The sequence below is a fragment of the Pseudomonas sp. AC355 genome, from assembly GCF_979258205.1.
The window spans coordinates 1,967,985-1,990,222 of record NZ_OZ409843.1 but is presented as its reverse complement, the minus strand read 5'-3'; the positions used below and the strand labels follow the sequence as shown (position 1 = coordinate 1,990,222).

General features: G+C 61.1%; 19 protein-coding genes and 1 tRNA gene. 13 read left to right on the top strand and 7 right to left on the bottom strand.

All coding sequences use genetic code 11. From position 1 onward, the window contains the following. Nucleotides 1-2: 2 nt before the first annotated feature. The 4 genes from ACZ0AI_RS09430 to mobA all read right to left on the bottom strand — a co-directional run bounded on the left by ACZ0AI_RS09430 (nucleotide 3) and on the right by mobA (nucleotide 3,566). Entirely contained in the window at nucleotides 3-2,123 is a 2,121-nt protein-coding gene (locus tag ACZ0AI_RS09430) for a CHASE2 domain-containing protein (RefSeq protein ID WP_463565513.1), read from the bottom strand. 355 nt (nucleotides 2,124-2,478) lie between these two features. Next, nucleotides 2,479-2,555: transfer RNA gene (locus ACZ0AI_RS09425), tRNA-Pro, on the bottom strand. Between the two features lie 107 nt (nucleotides 2,556-2,662). Further along, entirely contained in the window at nucleotides 2,663-2,884 is a 222-nt protein-coding gene (locus ACZ0AI_RS09420) for a YgdI/YgdR family lipoprotein (RefSeq protein WP_225833652.1), read from the bottom strand. Nucleotides 2,885-2,993: 109 nt separating this feature from the next. Then, entirely contained in the window at nucleotides 2,994-3,566 is a 573-nt protein-coding gene (gene mobA, locus ACZ0AI_RS09415) for a molybdenum cofactor guanylyltransferase MobA (RefSeq protein WP_463565512.1), read from the bottom strand. A gap of 68 nt (nucleotides 3,567-3,634) precedes the next feature. On the opposite strand from mobA, the gene moaB reads away from it, so the two are divergent. From moaB to ACZ0AI_RS09390, 5 genes are all read left to right on the top strand, one after another. Beyond that, nucleotides 3,635-4,174, top strand: coding sequence for a molybdenum cofactor biosynthesis protein B (moaB, locus tag ACZ0AI_RS09410; protein WP_225833648.1), 540 nt, complete (start codon nucleotides 3,635-3,637; stop codon nucleotides 4,172-4,174). Then, a complete protein-coding gene (locus ACZ0AI_RS09405) occupies nucleotides 4,171-5,382 on the top strand; it encodes a molybdopterin molybdotransferase MoeA (protein ID WP_463565511.1) in 1,212 nt (403 codons plus the stop codon). The genes moaB and ACZ0AI_RS09405 overlap by 4 nt, the downstream gene beginning before the upstream one ends. A gap of 103 nt (nucleotides 5,383-5,485) precedes the next feature. Continuing rightward, the gene (yegS, locus tag ACZ0AI_RS09400) at nucleotides 5,486-6,382 is read left to right on the top strand and encodes a lipid kinase YegS (RefSeq protein ID WP_463565510.1); all 897 of its coding nucleotides are present in this window, start codon (nucleotides 5,486-5,488) and stop codon (nucleotides 6,380-6,382) included. Nucleotides 6,383-6,501: 119 nt separating this feature from the next. Further along, complete coding sequence (locus ACZ0AI_RS09395) at nucleotides 6,502-7,431, top strand: chemotaxis protein CheV (protein WP_463565509.1); 930 nt, start codon at nucleotides 6,502-6,504, stop codon at nucleotides 7,429-7,431. Between the two features lie 83 nt (nucleotides 7,432-7,514). Then, nucleotides 7,515-8,315 (top strand): MOSC domain-containing protein, encoded by an 801-nt coding sequence (locus ACZ0AI_RS09390; RefSeq protein ID WP_463565508.1) that lies wholly within the window; start codon nucleotides 7,515-7,517, stop codon nucleotides 8,313-8,315. 141 nt (nucleotides 8,316-8,456) lie between these two features. Here the strand turns inward: ACZ0AI_RS09390 and ACZ0AI_RS09385 are convergent, their stop codons facing one another. After that, complete coding sequence (locus tag ACZ0AI_RS09385) at nucleotides 8,457-10,382, bottom strand: transglycosylase SLT domain-containing protein (RefSeq protein WP_463565507.1); 1,926 nt, start codon at nucleotides 10,380-10,382, stop codon at nucleotides 8,457-8,459. 378 nt (nucleotides 10,383-10,760) lie between these two features. Here ACZ0AI_RS09385 and ACZ0AI_RS09380 point away from each other — a divergent pair, with 378 nt between their 5' ends. Next, nucleotides 10,761-12,686: an ATP-binding cassette domain-containing protein gene (locus tag ACZ0AI_RS09380; protein WP_463565506.1), complete on the top strand. Its 1,926-nt coding sequence runs from the start codon at nucleotides 10,761-10,763 to the stop codon at nucleotides 12,684-12,686. A gap of 74 nt (nucleotides 12,687-12,760) precedes the next feature. Here the strand turns inward: ACZ0AI_RS09380 and ACZ0AI_RS09375 are convergent, their stop codons facing one another. Then, on the bottom strand, nucleotides 12,761-13,204 hold the full coding sequence (locus ACZ0AI_RS09375) for a universal stress protein (protein ID WP_463565505.1): 444 nt from the start codon (nucleotides 13,202-13,204) through the stop codon (nucleotides 12,761-12,763). A gap of 87 nt (nucleotides 13,205-13,291) precedes the next feature. Between ACZ0AI_RS09375 and ACZ0AI_RS09370 the strand changes: the two genes are divergently transcribed. Continuing rightward, complete coding sequence (locus tag ACZ0AI_RS09370) at nucleotides 13,292-13,729, top strand: hypothetical protein (RefSeq protein ID WP_463565504.1); 438 nt, start codon at nucleotides 13,292-13,294, stop codon at nucleotides 13,727-13,729. 35 nt (nucleotides 13,730-13,764) lie between these two features. Here the strand turns inward: ACZ0AI_RS09370 and ACZ0AI_RS09365 are convergent, their stop codons facing one another. Further along, nucleotides 13,765-14,592 carry a hypothetical protein gene (locus ACZ0AI_RS09365; RefSeq protein ID WP_463565503.1) on the bottom strand — a complete coding sequence of 276 codons (828 nt, stop codon included), beginning with the start codon at nucleotides 14,590-14,592 and terminating at the stop codon, nucleotides 13,765-13,767. A 117-nt stretch (nucleotides 14,593-14,709) separates the two neighbouring features. On the opposite strand from ACZ0AI_RS09365, the gene ACZ0AI_RS09360 reads away from it, so the two are divergent. The 6 genes from ACZ0AI_RS09360 (at nucleotide 14,710) to ACZ0AI_RS09335 (ending at nucleotide 22,214) form a co-directional block, all read left to right on the top strand. Then, nucleotides 14,710-15,027 (top strand): hypothetical protein, encoded by a 318-nt coding sequence (locus ACZ0AI_RS09360; RefSeq protein WP_463565502.1) that lies wholly within the window; start codon nucleotides 14,710-14,712, stop codon nucleotides 15,025-15,027. Next, on the top strand, nucleotides 15,027-17,174 hold the full coding sequence (gene fadB / locus ACZ0AI_RS09355; RefSeq protein WP_463565501.1) for a fatty acid oxidation complex subunit alpha FadB: 2,148 nt from the start codon (nucleotides 15,027-15,029) through the stop codon (nucleotides 17,172-17,174). The genes ACZ0AI_RS09360 and fadB overlap by 1 nt, the downstream gene beginning before the upstream one ends. Nucleotides 17,175-17,204: 30 nt before the next feature. Continuing rightward, on the top strand, nucleotides 17,205-18,380 hold the full coding sequence (gene fadA, locus ACZ0AI_RS09350; protein WP_463569989.1) for an acetyl-CoA C-acyltransferase FadA: 1,176 nt from the start codon (nucleotides 17,205-17,207) through the stop codon (nucleotides 18,378-18,380). 149 nt (nucleotides 18,381-18,529) lie between these two features. Further along, nucleotides 18,530-18,766, top strand: coding sequence for a DUF1653 domain-containing protein (locus tag ACZ0AI_RS09345; RefSeq protein WP_463566086.1), 237 nt, complete (start codon nucleotides 18,530-18,532; stop codon nucleotides 18,764-18,766). Nucleotides 18,767-19,031: 265 nt separating this feature from the next. Then, the gene (topA, locus tag ACZ0AI_RS09340; RefSeq protein WP_463565500.1) at nucleotides 19,032-21,638 is read left to right on the top strand and encodes a type I DNA topoisomerase; all 2,607 of its coding nucleotides are present in this window, start codon (nucleotides 19,032-19,034) and stop codon (nucleotides 21,636-21,638) included. 54 nt (nucleotides 21,639-21,692) lie between these two features. Beyond that, the gene (locus ACZ0AI_RS09335; protein WP_463566085.1) at nucleotides 21,693-22,214 is read left to right on the top strand and encodes a DUF6586 family protein; all 522 of its coding nucleotides are present in this window, start codon (nucleotides 21,693-21,695) and stop codon (nucleotides 22,212-22,214) included. The last annotated feature ends 24 nt before the right edge of the window (nucleotides 22,215-22,238 follow it).

Genomic DNA, 22,238 nt, shown 5'->3' with positions numbered 1-22,238 from the left:
CTTTACTTGCGGGCCATCACCAGGCGGGTGCCTTGCTCACCGTTGCGCAGGCGTTGAAGGTGAAAGGCGACCAGCCCGTCCCCCGGGCGCTCTTCGCTGAGGCTCTCGAATACCGCCAACGCATCAGGATCGGCGCTCTCCAGCAGAAGGTAGGCGGCCTCGTAAGCCTGGTCGCAGGTAACAACGGGCACGACCATCGCCTCAAGCGGCTCGAATACCTGCACGGCTTCGACCTTTCCCTGGAGCACGATTTCGCCAACCGGTCGCATCGGCACTTGAGGGCAGTTCTCACGAATCGCCTCGGACACGCACAGCAGGGTGCCTATCTGCCTGTTCAAACTCTCCAGGCGCGACGTGGTGTTAACCGGATCGCCCAGCGCGCGGTAATCGAAGATCGTCGAGCCGCCGAAATTGCCCACCACCACTTCGCCGCAGTGCACACCAATGCGCGTCTGGCCGAACTCGATGCCTTGCTCGCGCAACGACGCGACGTAGGACTGGGCAAAACGATTGATCTCCAGTGCGCAGGAAAGCGCTCGCTGTTGATGATCGGCCTGCGGGATTGGGGCGGAGAACATGATCGCCACCGCATCCCCGACGATTCGATCCAGCGTGCCCTCATGGCGGAACGCAATGCCAATGACCTGCTCCAGGTAATCATTGAGCAGGCTTACCGCCGCCTCGGGAGTCTGGCGTTCCATCATCGAAGTAAACCCGGTGATGTCGGTAAACACGAAGCTGCACAGTTGCCGCTGACCACCGAGTGTCAGCCGCTCCGGGTGTGCCACCAGATGGCTGACCAGATTGGGGGACACGTAGCGTGAGAAGGCGGCCTGTATCCAGCGCTGTTCGCGCTCGGCAGCCATGTGCCGCACGATACTGGTGGCACCGTACACCAGCATCAGCCCGATCGATGGGGTAAACAGATCAAGCAGCAGCCTATGAGTGACGAAGCCATACCAGGCAGCAGCATTGAGCAGCGCGACCACTATCACCATGAGCACAGCTGATGCCAGGGCGGGAGCGTTCAGCGCCAGCAGCCCCAGTACCAGGCTGCCCAGCAGCAGGGTCAGGCTCTCCACCGCCAGCGCCCAACTCGGCCGAAGCAGTAAGGTGTCCGTCAGCACCTGTTCCAGCGCCTGGGCGTGAACCTCTACCCCAGGAATGATCCCGCCCAATGGGCTGAAGCGCAGATCCTGCAAGCCCTGGGCGGAGGTGCCGATCATGATGATGCTGTTTGCAAGGGGCGGCGCCGACCCGTCCAGCACTTGCCAGGCCGGGATGCTGCGCTCGGGTTGTGGAGGGGTGAAATACACCCAGAGTTCGCCGCTGGCAGCAGTCGGAATCTGCAGCTGGCCAATATCGACCCGCTGTACCCCGGACTCACTGCTGATGATCCGGTAGCGACCGGTGCGCTGTGAAACACGCAGGGCCTCCGACACCAGCGATGGGCGCAACTCACCAGCCAGCGATACGAATAGCGGTACGCGTCGAACCACACCATCAGCATCGGGCCTGAACGTCATGGCACCGATGCCACGAGCCGCCTGCTCCAGCTGTGGCAACGGGCGCGTAGCGCCCTGGAAGGCCGGCACGAACGCAAGCGGGGAGGGGCCTTGCAGCACCATGCCGAAGCGACTCAGCGGTGGCCCGACCTCTCGACCGCTTCGCTCAGCGGCAAATCCGAGCACTGTGTTACCGCGCTTCAGTACATCAGCGAACTGTGCATCATGATCCGGCAAGGCTGCCAGCCCGGCGGCCAACTCGGCTGGCAACTGGTTGTTGCGCAGAAGCTGGGTAGGTGAGGTGCGATCCGGCTCGGCGAACAGTACGTCGAACACCACTGCAGCCGCGCCAGCCTGCTCGAGCTTGTCCACCAGCGCAGCGACCTGCGTGCGAGGCCAGGGCCACTGGCCGATGCGCTTGAGGCTTTCCTCGTCCAGATCGACGATACGCACTGGCGCATCCTGATAATGGCGTGGCTGCCAACGCTGATACTGGTCGAAAACCGCATTGCGGACTTTCTGTACCGGCAGCGGATCGAGCAGAAATACCACTAGGAGGCCCAGCAAGACGGCAAGGCAGAAGCCGCCTCCCACTGAAAACAGACGGAATCTAGGCACGCTCAAAGGCTCTGGGCAGGATAGAGAACAACTTGGTGTTGCGAAGATACCGAAAAAGGCGCCGCATGGGGCGAGTGCTTCACATCGGAGAAAGTAGAGCGCCATCATCCAGCATGAGCCTGATTACGCCCTCAGATGTCGACCTATCAGCGCTTCTGGCTGGTTGCTGCCATGGGTGCGCTAGTAGCGGCTAGCTTCGACCAGCGCGGATTTCACGGGTGGCAGACGCGCGAGGGGGTTAGCAGAGCTTTGTCATACCGAGGTCTAGTCCAGCAGCCAGATACAACAAAGCCCGCACAAGGCGGGCTTTGTTGAGGTGTTTCGTAGCAGGTTTGAGCTGCTAGAAACCGGGATCTGGTCGGAGAGGCAGGATTCGAACCTGCGACCTTCTCGTCCCGAACGAGACGCGCTACCAAGCTGCGCTACACTCCGAATGCGCCGAATTGTACTGAAAAAGTTTTACAGCACAAGGGCTTAGCAAAAAATTTTAAATCGGGGCGCAGCGCTTGGTGCTTACGCCCACGATGGGTCAAAGGTGCTTACAGCTCTTTGACGGTACGAACCTGGTCTTTGTTGACCTTGGTGCGCTTGCCATCTAGTTGTTCGAACTCGTAGAAGCCAGTGTCGTCGTCGAAATCAGGGCGATCTACGGTCTGGATTTCCCGGCCATCGTTCAGAGTGATGACCGACGGCGTGGAACAACCGACCAGGGTAACCAGGCCGAACGCGAGTAGAAATGCAGCGGTAGTCCGTTGCTTCATGACATGTCTCCTTAAATCGAAGCTGAATGATTACTTGGGCTAAGACGGGCGCTTCGAGCCCAAGTTCCACTGTATTTACTGCTTGGCTGGCCTGCACTGCAAGTCCGTTCTACTCAATGAGCTGCGGTGAATTGACGTTGCTCAGGCGCGGATCGTCTGGCGCGCAGGTTAGCGCCACAGGTTGATGATCCTTCAGCCAGCGCTGGGTGCTGCGCTGACCGGCCTGCCAGGCCTGCTCCAGGGAGGGTAGAAGGCTGCGGGGAATTATCGCGAACAGCGGTTCCCAATGGCCGTCGCGCTTGGCCATGACCGGGCGATCGCCGGCCAGCGCGAGGAGTTCATCGAGCAGCGTGCGGTCGACTCTGGGGGCGTCACAGGGCAGCACCAGCAGGAGAGGGTGGCGGGCGATCTGCAGGGCCGCACGAATACCGGCCAGCGGACCCGGATAGTCGGCGCTGTCATCGCCGACGAGGTGGTCGGCGTAGGGCGCGTAGGCTTCGTGATTACGGTTGCAGGAGATGATCAGGTCGTCGGTCAGTGGCCGAACCTGGTCGTGCAGCCATGCGATCATTGGCCGCTCCTGCCAGTGCACCAGGCCCTTGTCGCGGCCGCCCATACGCTGACCGCGCCCGCCTGCGAGCAGTACCACCGAGAGGCTTTGGGGCGGGGCTGAAGTAGGCATGGCAGGGTCTCCGGCGGTGGCGCTGTGGTATAACACCGGCCATTGTTCACGACAACTGGAAGCCTGCCATGAGCCACAAGGCCGATGCGCCATTCGTGCCCCTGAATATCGCCGTTCTGACCGTCAGCGATACCCGCACGCTGGAAACCGACACCTCCGGACAACTGTTCGTTGACCGCTTGAAAGCCGCTGGCCATAGCCTTGCCGAGCGTGTGTTGCTGAAAGACGACCTCTACAAGATCCGCGCTCAGGTCGCCACCTGGATCGCCGAAGACGTGGTGCAGGTGGTGCTGATCACCGGCGGCACCGGCTTCACCGGACGTGACAGTACACCGGAAGCAGTGGCCTGCCTGCTGGACAAGCAGGTCGATGGTTTTGGCGAGCTGTTCCGGCAGATATCGACCACCGATATCGGCACTTCGACCATTCAGTCCCGGGCGCTGGCCGGCCTCGCCAACGGCACGCTGGTCTGCTGCCTGCCTGGTTCGACCAATGCCTGTCGTACCGGCTGGGACGGCATTCTGGCCGAGCAGCTCGATGCCCGTCATCGTCCCTGCAATTTCGTGCCGCACCTCAAGCTCGCCGCTCCCTGCGAGAGCCGCGGATGAGCGAGCAGCATTCGCCGCTGATGCCGGTGGAGCAGGCGCTGGAGCGTCTGCTGGCATTGGCTGACGCGACGCCTATCGAAGGTCAGGAACTGGTTGATCTGGCCGACGCCGATGGCCGCGTGCTGGCCGAGCCGATGATCGCCGGCCTGGATCTGCCGCCATGGCCGAACAGTGCCATGGACGGCTACGCGCTGCGCCTGGTCGACTGGCAGGGCGAGCCGCTGCCGGTCAGCCAGCGCATCTTTGCCGGCACCGCGCCCGAGGCGCTGGAGCCTGGCACCTGTGCACGGATCTTCACCGGCGCACCGGTTCCGCTTGGCGCCGATACGGTGGAGATGCAGGAAAACGTCAGCCTCGGCGATGACGGTCGCGTGCATTTCGATCAGGCCATGAAAGTCGCCCAGAACATCCGCCCCCAAGGGCAGGAGAACCGCAAGGGTGAAACCTTGCTCAGCGCTGGTACGCGGCTGGGGCCGGTAGAGCTGGGGCTGGCGGCTTCGATTGGCCTGGCGCAGTTGCCGGTACGTCGCAAACCCCGGGTGGCGGTGTTGTCCACTGGCGATGAGCTGGTCGAGCCGGGGCAGCCATTGGGCGGCGGGCAGATCTACAACAGCAACCGCTACCTGCTGGTCGCCTGGCTGCAGCGCTTGGGTTGCGAGGTCATCGATGCCGGCATTCTGGTCGACGATCTCGAACGTACCCGCGAGGCCCTCGGCGCCCTGCAGGATGTCGACCTGATTCTTTCCACTGGCGGCGTGTCGGTGGGCGAGGCGGACTTTCTCGGCATCGCCTTGCGCGAGGCCGGCGAGCTGGCCCTGTGGAAGCTGGCGATCAAGCCCGGCAAGCCGCTCACCATCGGCGAGTTCCGGGGGCGCCCGGTGATTGGCTTGCCCGGTAATCCGGCGTCCACCTTGGTAACCTTCGGCCTGCTGGCACGGCCTTATCTGCTGCGCCGCCTGGGCGTACAGAAGGTCGAGCCGCTGGGGTTCGCGGTGCCGGCGGGCTTCGTCTGGGCAAAACCCGGCAAGCGCCGTGAGTTTCTGCGTGCACGCCTGGAAAACGGCAGCGTGGTGCCTTACTCCAATCAGAGTTCCGGCGTGCTGCGCAGTGCCGCCTGGGCCGAAGGGCTGGCGCAAGTGCTGGAAGGCACCACCCTCAAGGAAGGCGACAGCCTGCACTTCATTCCAATGAGTGAATTACTCGGCTGAGGTGTAGAGTCGATAGTCGGCGAGCAGGAGATGGACGGTGTGATTATTTCTCCTGCGCGTTGTCTGCATAGGCAGTCGTTTTCAATCCCGTTTCGGAGCCGTTATGCAAGAGCGTAAAGCGCTGTTGATCCTTCATGGTAAGCAGTCCCTCAACGAAGAGGTGCGCACGGCGGTCAAGACCCAACGCGAGCGCGGCTGGGATCTGGCCGTGCGCCTGACGTGGGAAGCGGGTGACGCCCAGCGTCTGGTCACAGAAGCCTTGCAGGCGGGTTATCAGACGCTGATCGCCGGCGGCGGTGACGGCACACTGCGAGATATTGCCGAAGCGATGGCCAAGGCCAATACGAATGCAAGTTTGGTGCTGCTGCCCCTGGGTACCGCCAATGACTTCGCTGTCGCTGCCGGTATTCCGGTCGTGCCTACCGATGCTTTGGCGCTGCTCGATACACCGGCGCAGCCGATCGACCTGGGTGAGGTCGACGGCCAGCTGTTCCTCAATATGGCGACGGGTGGTTTTGGCTCCAACGTCACTGCCAATACCTCCGAAGATCTCAAGCGCGTGCTGGGCGGTGCCGCCTACATGCTTACCGGCCTGACCCGTTTTGCCGAAGTGCGCTCGGCCTTTGGTCGCTTCAAGGGGCCTGATTTCGAGTGGGAAGGCGAGTTTCTCGCCCTGGGCATTGGTAATGGTCGGCAAGCCGGTGGTGGCCATGTGCTGTGCCCCCACGCGCGAGTCAACGATGGCCTGCTGGATGTGTGCATCGTTCCGGCGGCGTCCGATGTAGTTGGCACGCTGGGGACGCTGTTCTCTGGCGGCTTGAAAGGGATCGAGGGTGTATCGGTTAGCGCTCGGTTGCCCTGGCTGGAAATCGACGCGCCGGAGGGGTTGGATCTGAACCTCGACGGCGAGCCACGTGAGGGGCACAGCATGCGTTTTGCCGCGCGGCCACAGGCGCTACGTGTGCATCTTCCACAACAATCCCCGTTGCTGCATGACTAAGCATGGCGGCGCTGGTTTCCCATCGGCCACTGGTGCAAGATGGCGTTACGCCATGCCTTCAGTAATGCAACGACTGGCCGATAGCTTGACAAGAACATCACGCCGCACAGGAGCGAATAATGGCCGGTATTCTCGACACCGTTGATCAGCGGACACAGTTGGTAGGTGAGAACCGCCTGGAAATTCTGATGTTCCGCCTGGCTGGCCGGCAGTTGTTCGCGATTAACGTGTTCAAGGTGCAGGAAGTCCTGCAGATGCCCAAGCTGACGCTGATGCCGCATCGGCATCGTTTCGTCTGTGGGGTCATTCACCTGCGTGGGCAAACCCTGCCGGTGATCGACCTGTCCCAGGCCATCGGCATGCGGCCAATCGTGCCGGATGAGCGCAGCACTATCATCGTCACCGAATACAATCGCTCGATTCAGGCGTTCCTGGTCGGCGGCGTCGACCGCATTCTCAACCTCAACTGGGAATCCATCCTGCCACCGCCTGGTGGAGCAGGGCGCCACCACTACCTGACGGCGATCACCAAGGTCGACGACCAGCTTGTGGAAATCATCGACGTCGAGAAGGTACTGGCCGAGATCGTGCCTTACGACACCCGTATTTCCAGTGACCGTCTGGCCGATCCGCTGCTGGAGAAAGCCCGGGGTCGCGAAGTGCTACTGGTCGACGATTCCAGCGTGGCCTTGTCGCAGCTACGCGATACCCTGTCGCAGTTGGGGATCAAGATGCATGTGGCCACCGATGGCCTGAAGGCGTTGAACATGCTCAAGGCCTGGGCGGACACTGGCCAGGTGATGACCGACAAGCTGCTGATGATCTTCACCGATGCCGAAATGCCGGAAATGGATGGCTACCGTCTGACCACCGAAATTCGACAGGACGCGCGTCTGCGTGATCTGTACGTGGTGCTGCACACTTCGCTATCCGGCAGCTTCAACGATGCGATGGTGAAGAAGGTGGGTTGCGACAACTTCCTTTCCAAATTCCAGCCCGACAAGTTGGTCGACGTGATTCGCGAGCGGCTGGCGCTCGACGAGCAGTAAGCGCTCAGCGCTACGCGCCTGGCTTGAGCCGCGGCGGCGGTTTGCGTATAACCGCCGTTTAGCTCTAGTCAGGACGCCGGGCCATGCACCTTTCCTCGCTCTACCGTTTTCCTCTCAAGTCCGCTATCGGCGAGTCGTTGCCCAGTCTGCAGCTCGACGGTCTGGGCGTGGCCGGTGATCGCCGCTGGATGCTGGCGAGCGAGGAGAACGGCCGCTTCCTGACCCAGCGTACCTTCCCACAGATGAGCCGCCTGACGGCGCGCTGGAATCAGGCCGGCGGCCTGACCCTCGAGGCACCGGACAGGCCTTCTCTCGACGTGGCGCTGCCGGATCCCGACGAGGCATTGCGTGGAGTGATCATCTGGCGCGACAGTATGCGCGTGCCGGACGCTGGCGACGAGGCGGCGGCCTGGGTCAGCGAATTCATCGGCAAGCCCTGTCGGTTGGTACATGTACCCGCGGAGCGTGCGCGCTATATCGAAGGCAACGTGACAGGGGATGAGAAGGTCGGGTTCGCCGACGGCTTTCCACTGTTGCTGATCGGCCAGGCTTCACTCGACGACCTGGTGGCTCGGGTTGGTCGCCCTCTGCAAATGCTGCGTTTTCGTCCCAATCTGGTGGTGCAGGGCAGTGAGCCCTATGCCGAGGATAGCTGGAAGCGCATTCGCATCGGCGATGTCGAGTTCACGGTTGCCAAGGCTTGCTCACGCTGCATCATCACCACCATCGATCCGCAGACCGGCGAGCGCAGCGCCGATCGCGAACCGCTGACCACCTTGCGCAGCTACCGCCAGCGCGAAAGCGAAATTCTCTTCGGGCAGAACCTGATCAACCACGGTAGTGGTGAATTGCAGGTTGGCATGCCGGTCGAGGTGCTGGAGTAGGTTGATGGTTAGCCAATCATCCTGATGTAGCTCGGGTCGAGCGCAGCGACACCCGGGAAGGTTGCCCTGGGTATCGCTCTGCTCAACCCAGGCTACGGGGGCGGGAGCGATGCGCGCTCTTTCTTGCCGCTTGCCGCTGCCCTATTGGTCGAAATAGCGCTCGTGCCAGCCCACCAGCGGCTGTGGGGCGTTGAGCTTGTCGCCGTAGATCACCGCGTAGGACAGCACGTTCTGCACGTATTGGCGGGTCTCATTGAACGGAATGTTCTCGACCCAAACGTCATACGACAGATGGTTGGCACCGCGCAGCCACTGGCGAACGCGGCCGGGGCCAGCGTTGTAAGCGGCCGAGGCGAGCACCCGATTACCATTGAACTGGCCATAGATCTGGCTCATGTAAGCGGCGCCCAGTTGAATGTTGATGCTGGGCAGTAATGTGTTGTTTGGATTGCTCAGTGGAATACCGAACTTGCGTGCGGTCTCCTTGGCGGTGGCGGGCATGACCTGCATCAGGCCCATGGCGCCGGCGTGAGACTTGGCGTCGGCCATGAAGCCGCTTTCCTGGCGGGTGATGGCGAACACCCAGCTGGAGTGCAGGCCGCGCTTTTTCGCTTCAGTTGTCAGCGATTCGCGATAGGCCATCGGGAAGCGAACGTCGAGGTCGTCCCAGTACTTGGCCTGGCTGATGGTACGGATGGCCGGGAAATACCATTCCATGTCGTAGGCCAGTCTTGCCTGGGCCACCAGTTCGTCGCGGTCGAAGTGCCGGCTGGCGTGGTACCACTCGCGGCGGCCGTCGACGATCTGGCCACGATCATGGAACTCCATGGCGCGACGGATGCCGGGGGCGTTGCGCACTTTTTTCACCACCGCAGCGCTGAGCGGTAGCGGCGCGTTTTTCAAGTAGTAAGGTTCCTTGACCTGATCGGCAGCCATGAAGCCGTAGAAGTCACGCTCCTTGGCCAGGTTGTGGAAAAGAGGTTGAGCGCCCTTGCCGTTGGGTTGTGCCAACTGCAGGCTACGCGCCTGCCAGTAACGCCAGCGGTTGGTGCTGGCCAGGGATTCGGGCATGCGGTTGATCAGCTTGTAGGCTTCGTCCCAGCGGCCCAGCCGCAGCAGCAGGCGTGCGCGCCATTCGCTGACGGTGTCGTCACGCAGGTTGGGATCGTACTTGGCCATCACGTCGAGGGCGCGCGGATCGAAGCGGCGCGCCAGGGTCAGGCCGATCTCGTTGGCGATGGCAATCTTCTCCTGCTCGGAGAAGTGCATACGCTGGGAATAGCCCTCAAGCAGGCTTAGCGCTTGCTCCGGATCCTGGCGGGCAAGGCGGCGCAGGCCGAGGCTGACCACGTCGCCCATGGCGTCGTCGGCTGGCGTGAAGCGCGCGGTTTGGCTGAGAATCTGCGGTTTCTGGCCCACTTCCACGAGCAGCTTGCCGTGGTTACTGAGCGTTGGCAGATCCTTGCTCAGGAAGGTGGCCAGGCTGTAGTTGCGCGCCTCGGCTGCCAGCTTGGTACGTTGCCAACGACGCTGTTCGGTCAGTTGCCCTTCGGCTGCCCAGCGGTCGAATAGACGATCACAGGCTTCGGGCTGCGACTTGCCAACCAGCCACAGCTTCTCGGCGCTGGCATAGCCTTCGGCGGTCTGGCCTTGGTTGAGCTGGCGCTGGCCATTGAGGCAGTCGAGCTCGGTAAAGTTGAGGCCCGGATCATAGTACTTGGCGAAGGTTTGCCATTCGCCACGCTCGGCCAGCCAGCGCAGCCAGCGCAGTTTCATCCAGCTGGCCTGAGGCAGATCACCATGGGCTGCGAGGAAGGCTTCGATTTCGTTATTGCTAGCTGATTTCAGGCGTGCGGTGAGTTCGTCATACGCCAGATAAGGCGTCAGCGGGTAGTCGCTCAGGGCGCTGGCGTAGCGCTGATAAGGCCCCTTGTCGCCCTTGGCAAGAGCGGCCTTGGCCTCATCGTAATACTGGCGTTGCTGGGTCAGGCTCGCTGCCTGGCTCAGGGTTGCCGTGGTGGCGCAAAGAATCAGGCAGCTCAACAGACTGGGCAAACGACAGCGCATGGTACTTCCGGGGGGATCATCTCGTGAGCGGATGCGATCTGGCTGATGCCGGTCGCTCGATGCGCCCTTTTGGGCGGCAGCAGGCCGTATTGGCAGTTGCGGGCGCAGTTAAAGGCAATGGGCGTTAGCTTAGCCTTTTGCCCGCTTGGCGCGAAAGGGCCGCAGCAGTCTGGCGCATGTCTGTTTATGTCACATCGACAGCCGGTGCGTAAGGCCTGACAGACGCCGAGGGCCTTCTCGGTTAGAATACGCGCCCGGTTTTTGGCTGGCGCATGCGCCGGTCAGATCAGTTTCGTGGTGGTCGGCCACGTGGTGAACCCATTGGCTGCGTTCGCACACTCTTTTCGCCACCACCCCAGCGTATTGTCGAGGCAACCCATGACCCTGCTCAAGTTCACCGATGTTTCCCTGGCCTATGGCGCCATGCCGCTGTTGGACAAGGTGTCTTGGCAGATCGCCCGCGGCGAGCGGGTGTGCATCATTGGCCGCAATGGTACCGGCAAGTCCAGCATGCTCAAGCTGGTCAAGGGCGATCAGAAGCCCGATGACGGTGCCGTCTGGCGCGCGCCGGGGCTGAAAATCGGCGAGCTGCCACAAGAGCTGCCGGTCGCCGATGAGCGCACCGTGTTCGATGTGGTTGCCCAAGGCCTGGATGGCGTTGGCGAGTTACTCGCCCAGTACCATCACTTGGCACAGAACTGTGTCACCGAAGAAGATCTGAACAAATTGATGCACGTTCAGCAGGATCTTGAGGCCCGTGATGGCTGGCGCCTGCAGCAACTGGTCGACAGCACCCTGAGCCGTCTGCAACTGCCGGCCGACAAGACCCTGGCCCAGTTGTCCGGTGGCTGGCGCCGCCGTGTGCTGCTGGCCCAGGCGTTGGTCAGCGAACCGGATCTGCTGCTGCTCGACGAGCCAACCAACCACCTGGACATCGGCGCGATCGCCTGGCTGGAAGAAGCCCTCAAGGATTTCCAGGGCGCCGTGCTGTTCATCACCCACGACCGTTCCTTCCTGCAGAACCTGGCCACGCGCATTCTCGAGCTGGATCGTGGCGGCCTGATTGACTGGAATGGCGATTACGCCAGCTTCCTGGTGCACAAAGAGGCTACGCTGGCCGCCGAGGAAACCGCCAACGCGCTGTTCGACAAGCGTCTGGCTCAGGAAGAGGTGTGGATTCGTCAGGGCATCAAGGCCCGACGTACCCGTAACGAAGGCCGCGTGCGCGCCCTCAAGGCGCTGCGTGTAGAGCGCAGCGAGCGTCGTGAGCGTACCGGTAAGGCCAATATTCAGCTCGACACCGCGGAGAAGTCCGGCAAGCAGGTGATGGTGCTCGAGAACGTCAGCTTCGCCCACCCGGGCGGCCCGTTCCTGATTCGCGATTTCTCCATGGTGCTGCAGCGCGGCGACCGTATCGGCCTGCTGGGCGCCAACGGCACCGGCAAGACCACTCTGTTGAAGCTGATGCTCAGCGGTCTGCAACCGACCAGCGGCAAGGTGGAAGAGGGCACCAAGATCGATGTCGCCTACTTCGATCAATTGCGCCATCAGCTGGATCTGGAAAAGACCGTCATCGACAACGTCGCCGAAGGTCGTGATTTCATCGAGATCGACGGGCAGAACCGACACGTGCTCAGCTACCTCGGCGATTTCCTGTTCAGTCCGCAGCGTGCCCGTACCCCGGTCAAGGCGCTGTCGGGAGGCGAGCGTGCGCGTCTGCTGCTGGCCAAGCTGTTCAGCAAACCGGCCAACCTGCTGGTGCTCGATGAGCCAACCAACGACCTTGATGTGGAAACCCTCGAGTTGCTCGAGGAAGTGCTGCTGACGTTCAAGGGCACGGTACTGATGGTCAGCCACGACCGGGCATTCCTCGACAACGTGGTCACCAGCACCCTGGTCTTCGAAGGCGAGGGCAAGGTGCGCGAGTACGTTGGTGGTTATCAGGACTGGCTGCGTCAGGGTGGTTCGCCACGCCTGCTGGGCGTTGGAGAGACCAAGTCGGGTAAGGCCGAGCTGGGCTCCGCGGTCGTCGAAGCCCCCGTCGCTGCGCCCGTTGCCGAGCCGGTAGAAAGCGCACCGGCGGCGAAGAAGAAACTCAGCTACAAGCATCAGCGTGAGCTGGACGCCATGCCCGAGCAGATCGATGCCGCAGAGCAGAAGATCGCCGAGCTGGAAGCGCAGATCGCCGCTCCTGCGTTCTACCAGCAGTCCGGTGAGCACACCGCGGCGGTGCTGGCGCAGTTGCAGGCACAGCAGGAAGAGCTGGAGCGTCTGGTCGAGCGCTGGGCTGAACTGGAAGGCTGATCAGCCTTCGGCCACTATCTGCTGGTTAATGCTACAGCGCCGGGCTTTGCCCGGCGCTGTTCATTGCGGAGCGATCAGGCCGATGGTTTCTTCAGGCTGACGGCCAGCACGTCGCAGGGCGCGCCGTGCAGCACGTCATTGGCGGTCGAGCCGAGCAGAAGAGCCAGGCCATGACGGCCGTGGCTGCCGACGATGATCAGATCGCAGTGTTGCTCAGAAGCGAGGCGATGAATTTCCTGGCGTGGCTGGCCGTAAGCCAGGTGGCGGTTTTCCGCGGTGAGCTGAGGGTGCTTGAGGGCGAAGGCGTCGAGGCGCTCCTTGGCCTGCTCGAACTGCTGTTGTTGCAGCATCGACAGATCCATCGGTACGTCGCCGCCAAAAGCCATGGCCATGGGTTCGACGATATGCACCACGGACAGTTTTGCCTGGGTGCTGCTGGCTAGAGCCTGGGCGCGCTTCATTACCGGGTCGCACTCCTCGGTCAGATCGACGGCGACCAGAATGTGCTGGTAGGGCATGAGATTGTCTCCTTTCAGGGTGACCAATGATTTCAAGTATGGCTGGTTTGAGCATTTACCACAGGTTGCGCAGTGGAGATAGAAATTATGACGGGATGGATCGTTGTCGCACTACTGGTAGTCGCACTTAGTCCCCTGGTCTGGCTGGTGCCATCGCGGCGTCAGCGTGGCCAGATGGACGTTCGCATGGAGGCGCGACGCATGGGCTTGGCGATGCAGCTGGCCCGCGAAGAGTGGCCGTATTGGATGGCCAATACGGCGCCGAGCCCCTGCCCGCAATACCACCATCCTCGGCCTCGTGGGCGGCAGGACAGTTGGTGCTACTGGCAGCGAGAGCCAGGCATATGGCTGAACAAATGGCAGGAGCCTTGTGCTGATCTGCCCCTCGTCGAGCAGCTCTGCAGTTTGCCCGCAGACGTCTACAAGGCTGAAGCCACTCTCCAGATGATCGCCCTGTTTTGGGGGGAGCGGGCCCAGCCGGAATCGTTGCAGGCTATTGCGGCTTTTCTCAAGTCACGTGCCTGAGCAATCTCGCGCCATGGGCGGGGCGTTATCAGCTGTCATGACTGGCTGCTCGTCTGAGCTGGCTGCACGTAAAGATCAGTGACTTCCATCAGTCCGCGAATGATGCTGTCCGAGTACTTGTTGACCAGGAACGGCACGCTTTTCTCGTTGTAATTGAGCAGCGATTTCTCGATGTAGCGCCATTTGGTCGCTACTGCGTCCAGTGCCGTATTGATCTGCGCGCTGTTGCCCGGCAGGCTGCGCAGCGCATCCAAACGGTTGGAAAAGTCTGCTACCTGATCCTCAATGGGGCGCTCGCTGCTATCCCCGGAAAAGCTGGCACCTACCGATGCACTGCGTGCGGCGTAGCTCACGGCGATGCTTTGCATCAGCAGGCTGAGCTGCCGGGTGCTGGCGGTCTGCTCGGATATCGCGCGTGCGTCCGCGCGCTGCAATGCGTCGTACAGGGCCTCACTGGTCGCCAATACCTGGCGGTTGCGTGCGGCCATGTCGGCGACCGGCTGCAGATCTGTGTAGCCCTGCTTCCCCAGCGCGCTCATCAGTGTCGTCAGATCTCGATCATAGGCTTGCCACTCCTCCTGCAGGCGAGTTTGCAGGCGAGCCGCGCCGATGTCAGGCATGCCTGACAGTTTCAAAATCTGTCTGTTGGCTTCCTGGCGAGACTCATCGATCATCCCTGCGTAGCGCTGGTCGCCTTCCATACTGTTGTACATGTAGAAGTCGCCCAGACTTTTCTGCGCAGCTAGGTGCAGGCGCAGAAGATGTTGCAGGTAGGGCGAGGTTTCCGCGGCAGCGCTGAAACCAGGCAGCAGCAGGGTGAAGAGCAGGGCGTGTAGAAGGATGGCGCGCAGGCGTGCAGGCATGCTGGAACCTCGGTGAAGACACATCGTTATTGTTGTTTTAGTCATTCGGTGGCAGCCGAATCGCGCGACTCTACCCCTGGTGTCGAATTTTGGCTAGCGCTAAGTCCAGGTGGAGGCATGCCTGCCGAATGGCGCGTTATCGACGCCATTGATCTGCTTTTCGCTGCAGGCTTTATCAATCACTGTGGGCCGGTAGTGCGCGCTGCAAGTGGCTACAGAACGCCAATTGACAATTCCCGGCTTTTCCGTGAATGTGTGCTCACCCAAATCAAACGGGCGTATGAATTGAGCGTTTGCCGCTTCGGCAGTGCCCAATCCAGTCCGAATATCGCATCGGTGGGTAGCGGAATTTCGTCTACGGTGTTTTGTGGCGTGAGTCTGTGGATTGACTCCGGTGTGTACTGTTCAGATTCCCTAAGCGTGGAGATCAGTTGATGATTTACGAAGGTAAAGCCATCACGGTTAAGGCTCTTGAAAGCGGCATCGTCGAACTCAAGTTCGATCTCAAGGGTGAGTCCGTCAACAAGTTCAATCGTCTGACCCTGAGCGAGCTCCGTCAGTCCGTCGACGCGATCAAGGCTGATGCCTCGATCAAAGGCGTGATCGTCAGCAGCGGCAAGGACGTGTTCATCGTCGGTGCCGACATCACCGAGTTCGTCGACAACTTCAAGCTGCCGGAAGAGCAACTGATCTCCGGTAACCTGGAAGCCAACAGGATCTTCAGTGATTTCGAAGACCTGGAAGTGCCCACTGTCGTCGCCATCAACGGCATCGCCCTAGGCGGCGGCCTGGAAATGTGTTTGGCCGCCGATTACCGGATCATGGCCGAAGGCGCCAAGATCGGTCTGCCCGAGGTCAAGCTGGGTATCTACCCAGGCTTCGGTGGCACGGTGCGCCTGCCGCGCCTGATCGGTACCGACAACGCCGTCGAGTGGATCGCCTCCGGCAAGGAAAATCGTGCCGATGAAGCCCTCAAGGTCGGTGCGGTGGACGCCGTGGTCAGCGCTGACAAGCTGCAGGCCGGTGCCCTGGACCTGATCAAGCGCGCCATTTCCGGCGAACTGGATTACAAGGCCAAGCGTCAGCCCAAGCTGGAAAAGCTTAAGCTCAACGCCATCGAGCAGATGATGGCCTTCGAAACCGCCAAGGGTTTCGTCGCAGGCCAGGCCGGCCCGAACTACCCGGCGCCGGTCGAAGCCATCAAGACCATTCAGAAAGCCGCCAACTTCGGCCGTGACAAGGCGCTGGAAGTCGAAGCCGCCGGTTTCGCCAAGCTGGCCAAAACCTCGGTCGCGGAAAGCCTGATCGGGCTGTTCCTCAACGATCAGGAGCTGAAGAAGAAAGCCAAGGGCTTCGATGCCATCGCTCAGGACGTGAAACTGGCCGCTGTGCTGGGTGCCGGCATCATGGGTGGCGGTATCGCCTACCAGTCGGCGTCCAAGGGCACGCCGATCCTGATGAAGGATATCCGCGAAGAGGGTATCAAGATGGGCTTGGGCGAGGCCTCCAAGCTGCTCGGCAAGCGCGTCGAGAAAGGTCGCATGACCACCGCACAGATGGCCGAATCGCTGAGCGCCATTCGCCCGACCATGTCCTATGGCGACTTCGGCCATGTCGACATCGTCGTCGAAGCCGTGGTTGAGAATCCCAAGGTCAAGCAGGCCGTATTGGCCGAGGTCGAGGCTGCGGTCAAGGAAGACACCATTCTGGCGTCCAACACCTCGACCATTTCCATCAGCCTGCTGGCCAAGGCCCTCAAGCGCCCGGAAAACTTCGTCGGCATGCACTTCTTCAACCCGGTGCACATGATGCCTCTGGTCGAAGTCATCCGCGGTGAGAAGTCCAGCGAGAAGGCGGTTGCCACCACCGTGGCGTACGCCAAGAAGATGGGCAAGAACCCGATCGTGGTCAACGACTGCCCGGGCTTCCTGGTCAACCGCGTGCTGTTCCCATACTTCGGCGGCTTTTCCAAGCTGCTCAGCTTCGGCATCGACTTCGCGCGCATCGACAAGGTCATGGAGAAGTTCGGCTGGCCCATGGGCCCGGCCTACCTGTCCGACGTGGTTGGCATCGACACCGGCCACCATGGCCGTGACGTGATGGCCGAAGGCTTCCCGGATCGCATGGCGGTAGAAGGCCGCACCGCGGTCGACGTGATGTACGAGGCCAACCGCCTGGGCCAGAAGAATGGCAAGGGCTTCTACGCCTACGAGACCGACAAGCGCGGCAAGCCGAAGAAGGTCACCGACCCTGAGGCTTACGAGCTGCTCAAGTCGATCGTGGTCGAACAGCGTGAGCTGAGCGACGAGGACATCATCAACACCATGATGATCCCGCTGTGCTTGGAAACCGTGCGCTGCCTGGAAGACGGTATCGTCGAAACGGCTGCCGAGGCCGATATGGGCCTGATCTACGGCATCGGTTTCCCACCGTTCCGCGGTGGCGCGCTGCGCTACATCGACAGTGTCGGGGTAGCCGAGTTCGTGGCCCTGGCCGACAAGTACGCCGATCTGGGCGCGCTGTATCAGCCGACCGAGAAACTGCGTGAAATGGCCAAAAACGGCCAGACCTTCTTTGGTTAATCGCGCAACGATTGGAGCGAGAGTGAATTTATGAGCCTGAATCCAAGAGATGCAGTCATCGTCGACTTCGGCCGTACCCCGATGGGGCGTTCCAAGGGCGGCATGCACCGTAATACCCGTGCCGAGACCCTGTCTGCGCAGCTGATCAGCAAACTGCTGGAACGCAACGACAAGGTCGATCCCAAGGAAGTCGAAGACGTCATCTGGGGTTGCGTCAACCAGACCCTGGAGCAGGGCTGGAACATCGCGCGTATGGCGTCGCTGATGACCCAGATCCCGCACACCAGTGCCGGGCAGACCGTCAGCCGCCTGTGCGGCTCGTCGATGAGCGCGCTGCACACTGCCGTGCAGGCGATCCAGACCGGTAACGGCGATGTATTCGTGGTCGGCGGCGTTGAGCACATGGGCCACGTCGGCATGATGCACGGCGTCGACCCGAACCCGCACCTGTCGCTGTACGCGGCCAAGGCCTCCGGCATGATGGGCCTGACCGCCGAGATGCTGGGCAAAATGCACGGCATCACCCGTGAAGCCCAGGACAAGTTCGGCGTGCGTTCGCACCAGCTGGCCCACAAGGCCACCGTCGAAGGCAAGTTCAAGGACGAGATCATCCCGCTGCAGGGCTACGACGAGAACGGCTTCCTCAAGGTCTTCGACTACGATGAAACCATTCGTCCCGAGACTACCCTGGAAAGCCTGGCCAGCCTCAAGCCGGCGTTCAATCCCAAGGGCGGTACCGTGACTGCGGGTACTTCCTCGCAGATCACCGATGGCGCTTCCTGCATGATCGTGATGTCCGCCCAGCGTGCTCAGGATCTGGGTATCCAGCCAATGGCAGTGGTTCGCGCCATGGCCGTGGCCGGTGTGGATCCGGCGATCATGGGCTACGGTCAGGTGCCGTCGACTCAGAAAGCGCTCAAGCGTGCCGGCCTGACCATCGACGACATCGATTTCGTCGAGCTTAACGAAGCCTTCGCAGCCCAGGCCCTGCCTGTGTTGAAAGACCTCAAACTGCTCGACAAGATGGAAGAGAAGGTCAACCTGCACGGCGGCGCCATTGCTCTGGGTCACCCGTTCGGTTGTTCCGGAGCGCGTATCTCCGGTACCCTGCTGAACGTGATGAAGCAGAACAACGGTACCTTCGGCGTGGCGACCATGTGTGTTGGCCTGGGCCAGGGCATCACCACGGTGTTCGAACGCATCTGACGTTTAGGTGGTTGCACAACCGGGGCTTCTGCCCCGGTTTTTGTTTTTGGCACTGTGTCGTTGATGCAGGCCGTTCCGGTTCGGCGCGAGGCACGAAATGCCGCCCGAGCGTTTTTATCGAACGAAAAATATTTCCAGGAAGTTGAATGATGTCGCTGCAGCCCGGTCTCTACCGTCACTACAAGGGTCCCGAGTACCGCGTGCTGGGTGTGGCCAAGCATTCTGAGACGGAAGAAGAAGTCGTCGTGTACCAGGCGTTGTACGGCGAATACGGTCTCTGGGTGCGACCGCTGGCGATGTTTTGCAGCGACGTGGAATACGACGGTAAGCGGGTTCCGCGCTTTGCTTTTGTCGAGGCGGAAGCAAGTGTTCTGAGGCGTCCCTGAGACGGCTTCAGGGAACACTTGCCCTTGACCTTGGCTTGACCGCCACTATATATAGCGGGGCCAAAGCAGGTCGCAGGGCACTTTTAGTCGGTTGGATAACGATCCGGCTGATGTGATACGAGCGGCAGCACCACGTTTTTCGGCGTTCGCTCTGTCGAGCGGGCGCTTTCATCGTCGATGCAGCATGCGTCGAGCCGATACGCCCAACAGTTTTTCAGGCGCTTACTCGCCTTTCAATTATCGAATTTCAGGAATTTTCCAATCCATGGGTAAATCGCTGGTCATCGTGGAATCCCCGGCCAAGGCCAAGACCATCAACAAGTACCTGGGCAGCCAGTACGTGGTGAAGTCGAGCATCGGCCACATCCGCGACCTCCCCACCAGTGGCGGGGCGGCAGCCAAGGAGCCTGTCAAACGCGGCAAGGCTGCCGCGGGTGAGGTGCCGGCCCTGTCACCCAAGGAAAAGGCCAAGCGTCAGCTATTCAACCGCATGGGCGTCGATCCCGAGCAGGGTTGGAAAGCCAAGTACGAAATCCTGCCGGGCAAGGAGAAGGTGGTCGAGGAACTGCGCCGCCTAGCCAAAGATGCTGACACCATCTATCTCGCGACCGACTTGGATAGAGAGGGGGAGGCCATCGCCTGGCATCTGCGCGAGTCTATCGGTGGTGACGACAGCCGCTACAAGCGCGTGGTGTTCAACGAAATTACCAAAAAGGCCATTCAAGAGGCGTTTTCTGCTCCGGGTGAACTGGATATCAACCGGGTCAATGCCCAGCAGGCGCGGCGTTTTCTTGATCGCGTGGTGGGCTACATGGTCTCGCCGCTGCTGTGGTCGAAGATCGCTCGCGGGCTGTCTGCCGGACGTGTGCAGTCCGTTGCGGTGAAGCTGGTGGTCGAGCGCGAAAAGGAAATCCGAGCGTTCGTACCTGAAGAGTACTGGGAGGTGCACGCCGATCTGGGCACCGCCAAAGACGCCAACGTGCGCTTTGAAGTAGCCCGCGAGAATGGCGCTGCCTTCAAGCCGCTGAACGAAGCGCAGGCCATGGCCGCGCTGGCGACCCTCAAGGCGTCGAGCTACAGCATCGCCAAGCGCGAGGACAAGCCGACCAGCAGCAAACCCTCGGCGCCGTTCATTACCTCGACACTGCAGCAGGCGGGCAGCACCCGGCTGGGCTTCGGTGTGAAGAAGACCATGATGATGGCCCAGCGTCTCTACGAGGCTGGTTACATCACCTATATGCGTACCGACTCCACCAATCTCTCGGCTGATGCCGTCGAGATGGTGCGTGGTTTCATCGACACCGAGTACGGTAAGCAATACCTGCCGGAGAAGGCCAACATCTACTCCAGCAAGGAAGGCGCTCAGGAGGCGCACGAAGCGATTCGTCCTTCTGACGTCAACGTGCGCCCGACCCAGCTGTCCGGGATGGAGCGTGACGCCGAACGCCTCTACGAGCTGATCTGGCGCCAATTCGTCGCCTGCCAGATGCCGCCGGCCGAATACCTGTCGACTACCGTGACCGTTACGGCTGCGCAGTTCGAACTGCGTGCCAAGGGGCGTATTCTCAAGTTCGACGGTTACACCCGTGCATTGCCACAACTGAGCAAGCCTGGTGATGACGCCGTGCTGCCGGAAATGAAACAGGGTGAAGTGCTCAAACTGATCAAGCTTGACCCTAGCCAGCACTTCACCAAGCCCACGGCGCGCTATTCGGAAGCCAGCCTGGTCAAGGAAATGGAAAAGCGGGGGATTGGTCGTCCATCCACCTACGCAGCGATCATTTCCACCATTCAGGATCGTGGCTACGTGGCGCTGCATAACCGCCGCTTCTATTCGGAAAAAATGGGCGACATCGTCACCGAGCGTCTTTCCGAGAGCTTCTCCGATCTGATGGACTACGGCTTCACCGCCGGCATGGAAGAGAACCTCGATGACGTGGCCCAGGGCGAGCGCGAGTGGAAACACCTGCTCGACGAGTTCTACGGCGACTTCAAGAAGAAGCTCGAGGTGGCCGCCGACGGCGACAATGGCATGCGCGCCAACACGCCAACGCCGACCGATATTCCCTGCCGCGATTGCGGCCGGCACATGATGATTCGTACCGCCTCCACCGGCGTTTTCCTTGGCTGCTCGGGCTATGCCCTGCCGCCGAAGGAACGCTGCAAGGCCACGGTCAACCTGGTGCCCGGTGACGAGATCGCTGCGGATGACGAGGGTGAGTCCGAATCCCGCGTATTGCTCGGCAAGCACCGCTGCCCGATCTGTGCGACGGCCATGGATGCCTACCTGCTGGACGAAACGCGCAAACTGCATATTTGCGGCAACAACCCGGACTGCGCCGGTTATGAGATCGAGCAGGGCCAGTTCCGCATCAAAGGCTACGAAGGGCCGAGCCTGGAGTGCGACAAGTGCGGCAGTCAGATGCAGCTCAAGACCGGGCGCTTCGGCAAGTTCTTTGGTTGCACCAACAGCGAGTGCAAGAACACCCGCAAGCTGCTGCGTAGTGGCGAGCCCGCGCCACCCAAGATGGATGCGGTGAAGATGCCGGAGCTCAAGTGTGAGAAGGTCGATGACACCTACGTGCTGCGTGATGGCGCCTCAGGGCTGTTCCTGGCTGCCAGCCAGTTTCCGAAAAACCGCGAAACCCGTGCGCCACTGGTACTTGAGATCGTCCCGCATAAAGACGAGATCGATCCGAAGTATCACTTCCTGATGAGCGCTCCAGCGAAAGATCCAGAAGGTCGCGCGGCAGTCATCCGTTACAGCCGCAAGACCAAGGAGCAGTACGTGCAGACCGAAGTGGACGGTAAACCCACCGGTTGGAAAGCGTTCTACGACGGTGGCAAATGGAAGGTTGAAGACAAGCGTTGATCTGCCTTGGGCATGCTTCGCTGGAGTGTGCCCATGGCGATCGGGAGAGTGGATATGGCTGGCGAACTGTATACCCGCACGAACCAAAAGATTTTCTACGCCGGGCTTTCTCTGGACTCCTGGCGCAAGGCCGAAGAAGGCCGGGCGATGAATGCCCAGGCGTTGGTGCAGGCCGAACGTGAAGCGACCCTGTTTCATTTGTACGGTGCGTTACTTGGGCTGTGCCATGAAATCGCAGGTTTCTATCGCTTGCCGAACAGCAGTGCCGCGCGTGCCGAGGTATTGCTGGATCGACAGAGCCTGGCTTCTTCACCCAGCCCCGAGTTGGCCGAACTGGTTGAGTTGGCCGAAAATGGGCACACCTGGCTTGGGCAATTATTGGCTGCTCATGCCGAGCTATTCCGGCCTCCGCGCGCCCCGCGCGAGGCTAAGGCCGATCCTGGCGCTACCTCGCTGATCAAGGTGGTAAGTGTCGATGAGGCACAGCCTCCACTTGACCGGGAAACATTGGAGGGCTGGCGTCAGGAGCTGAAAGCACTGGCACAGCGTTTTCGCGTCGGCCTCAGCGAGTGGTGACCGTGCTGGGCACCGACTATTGAA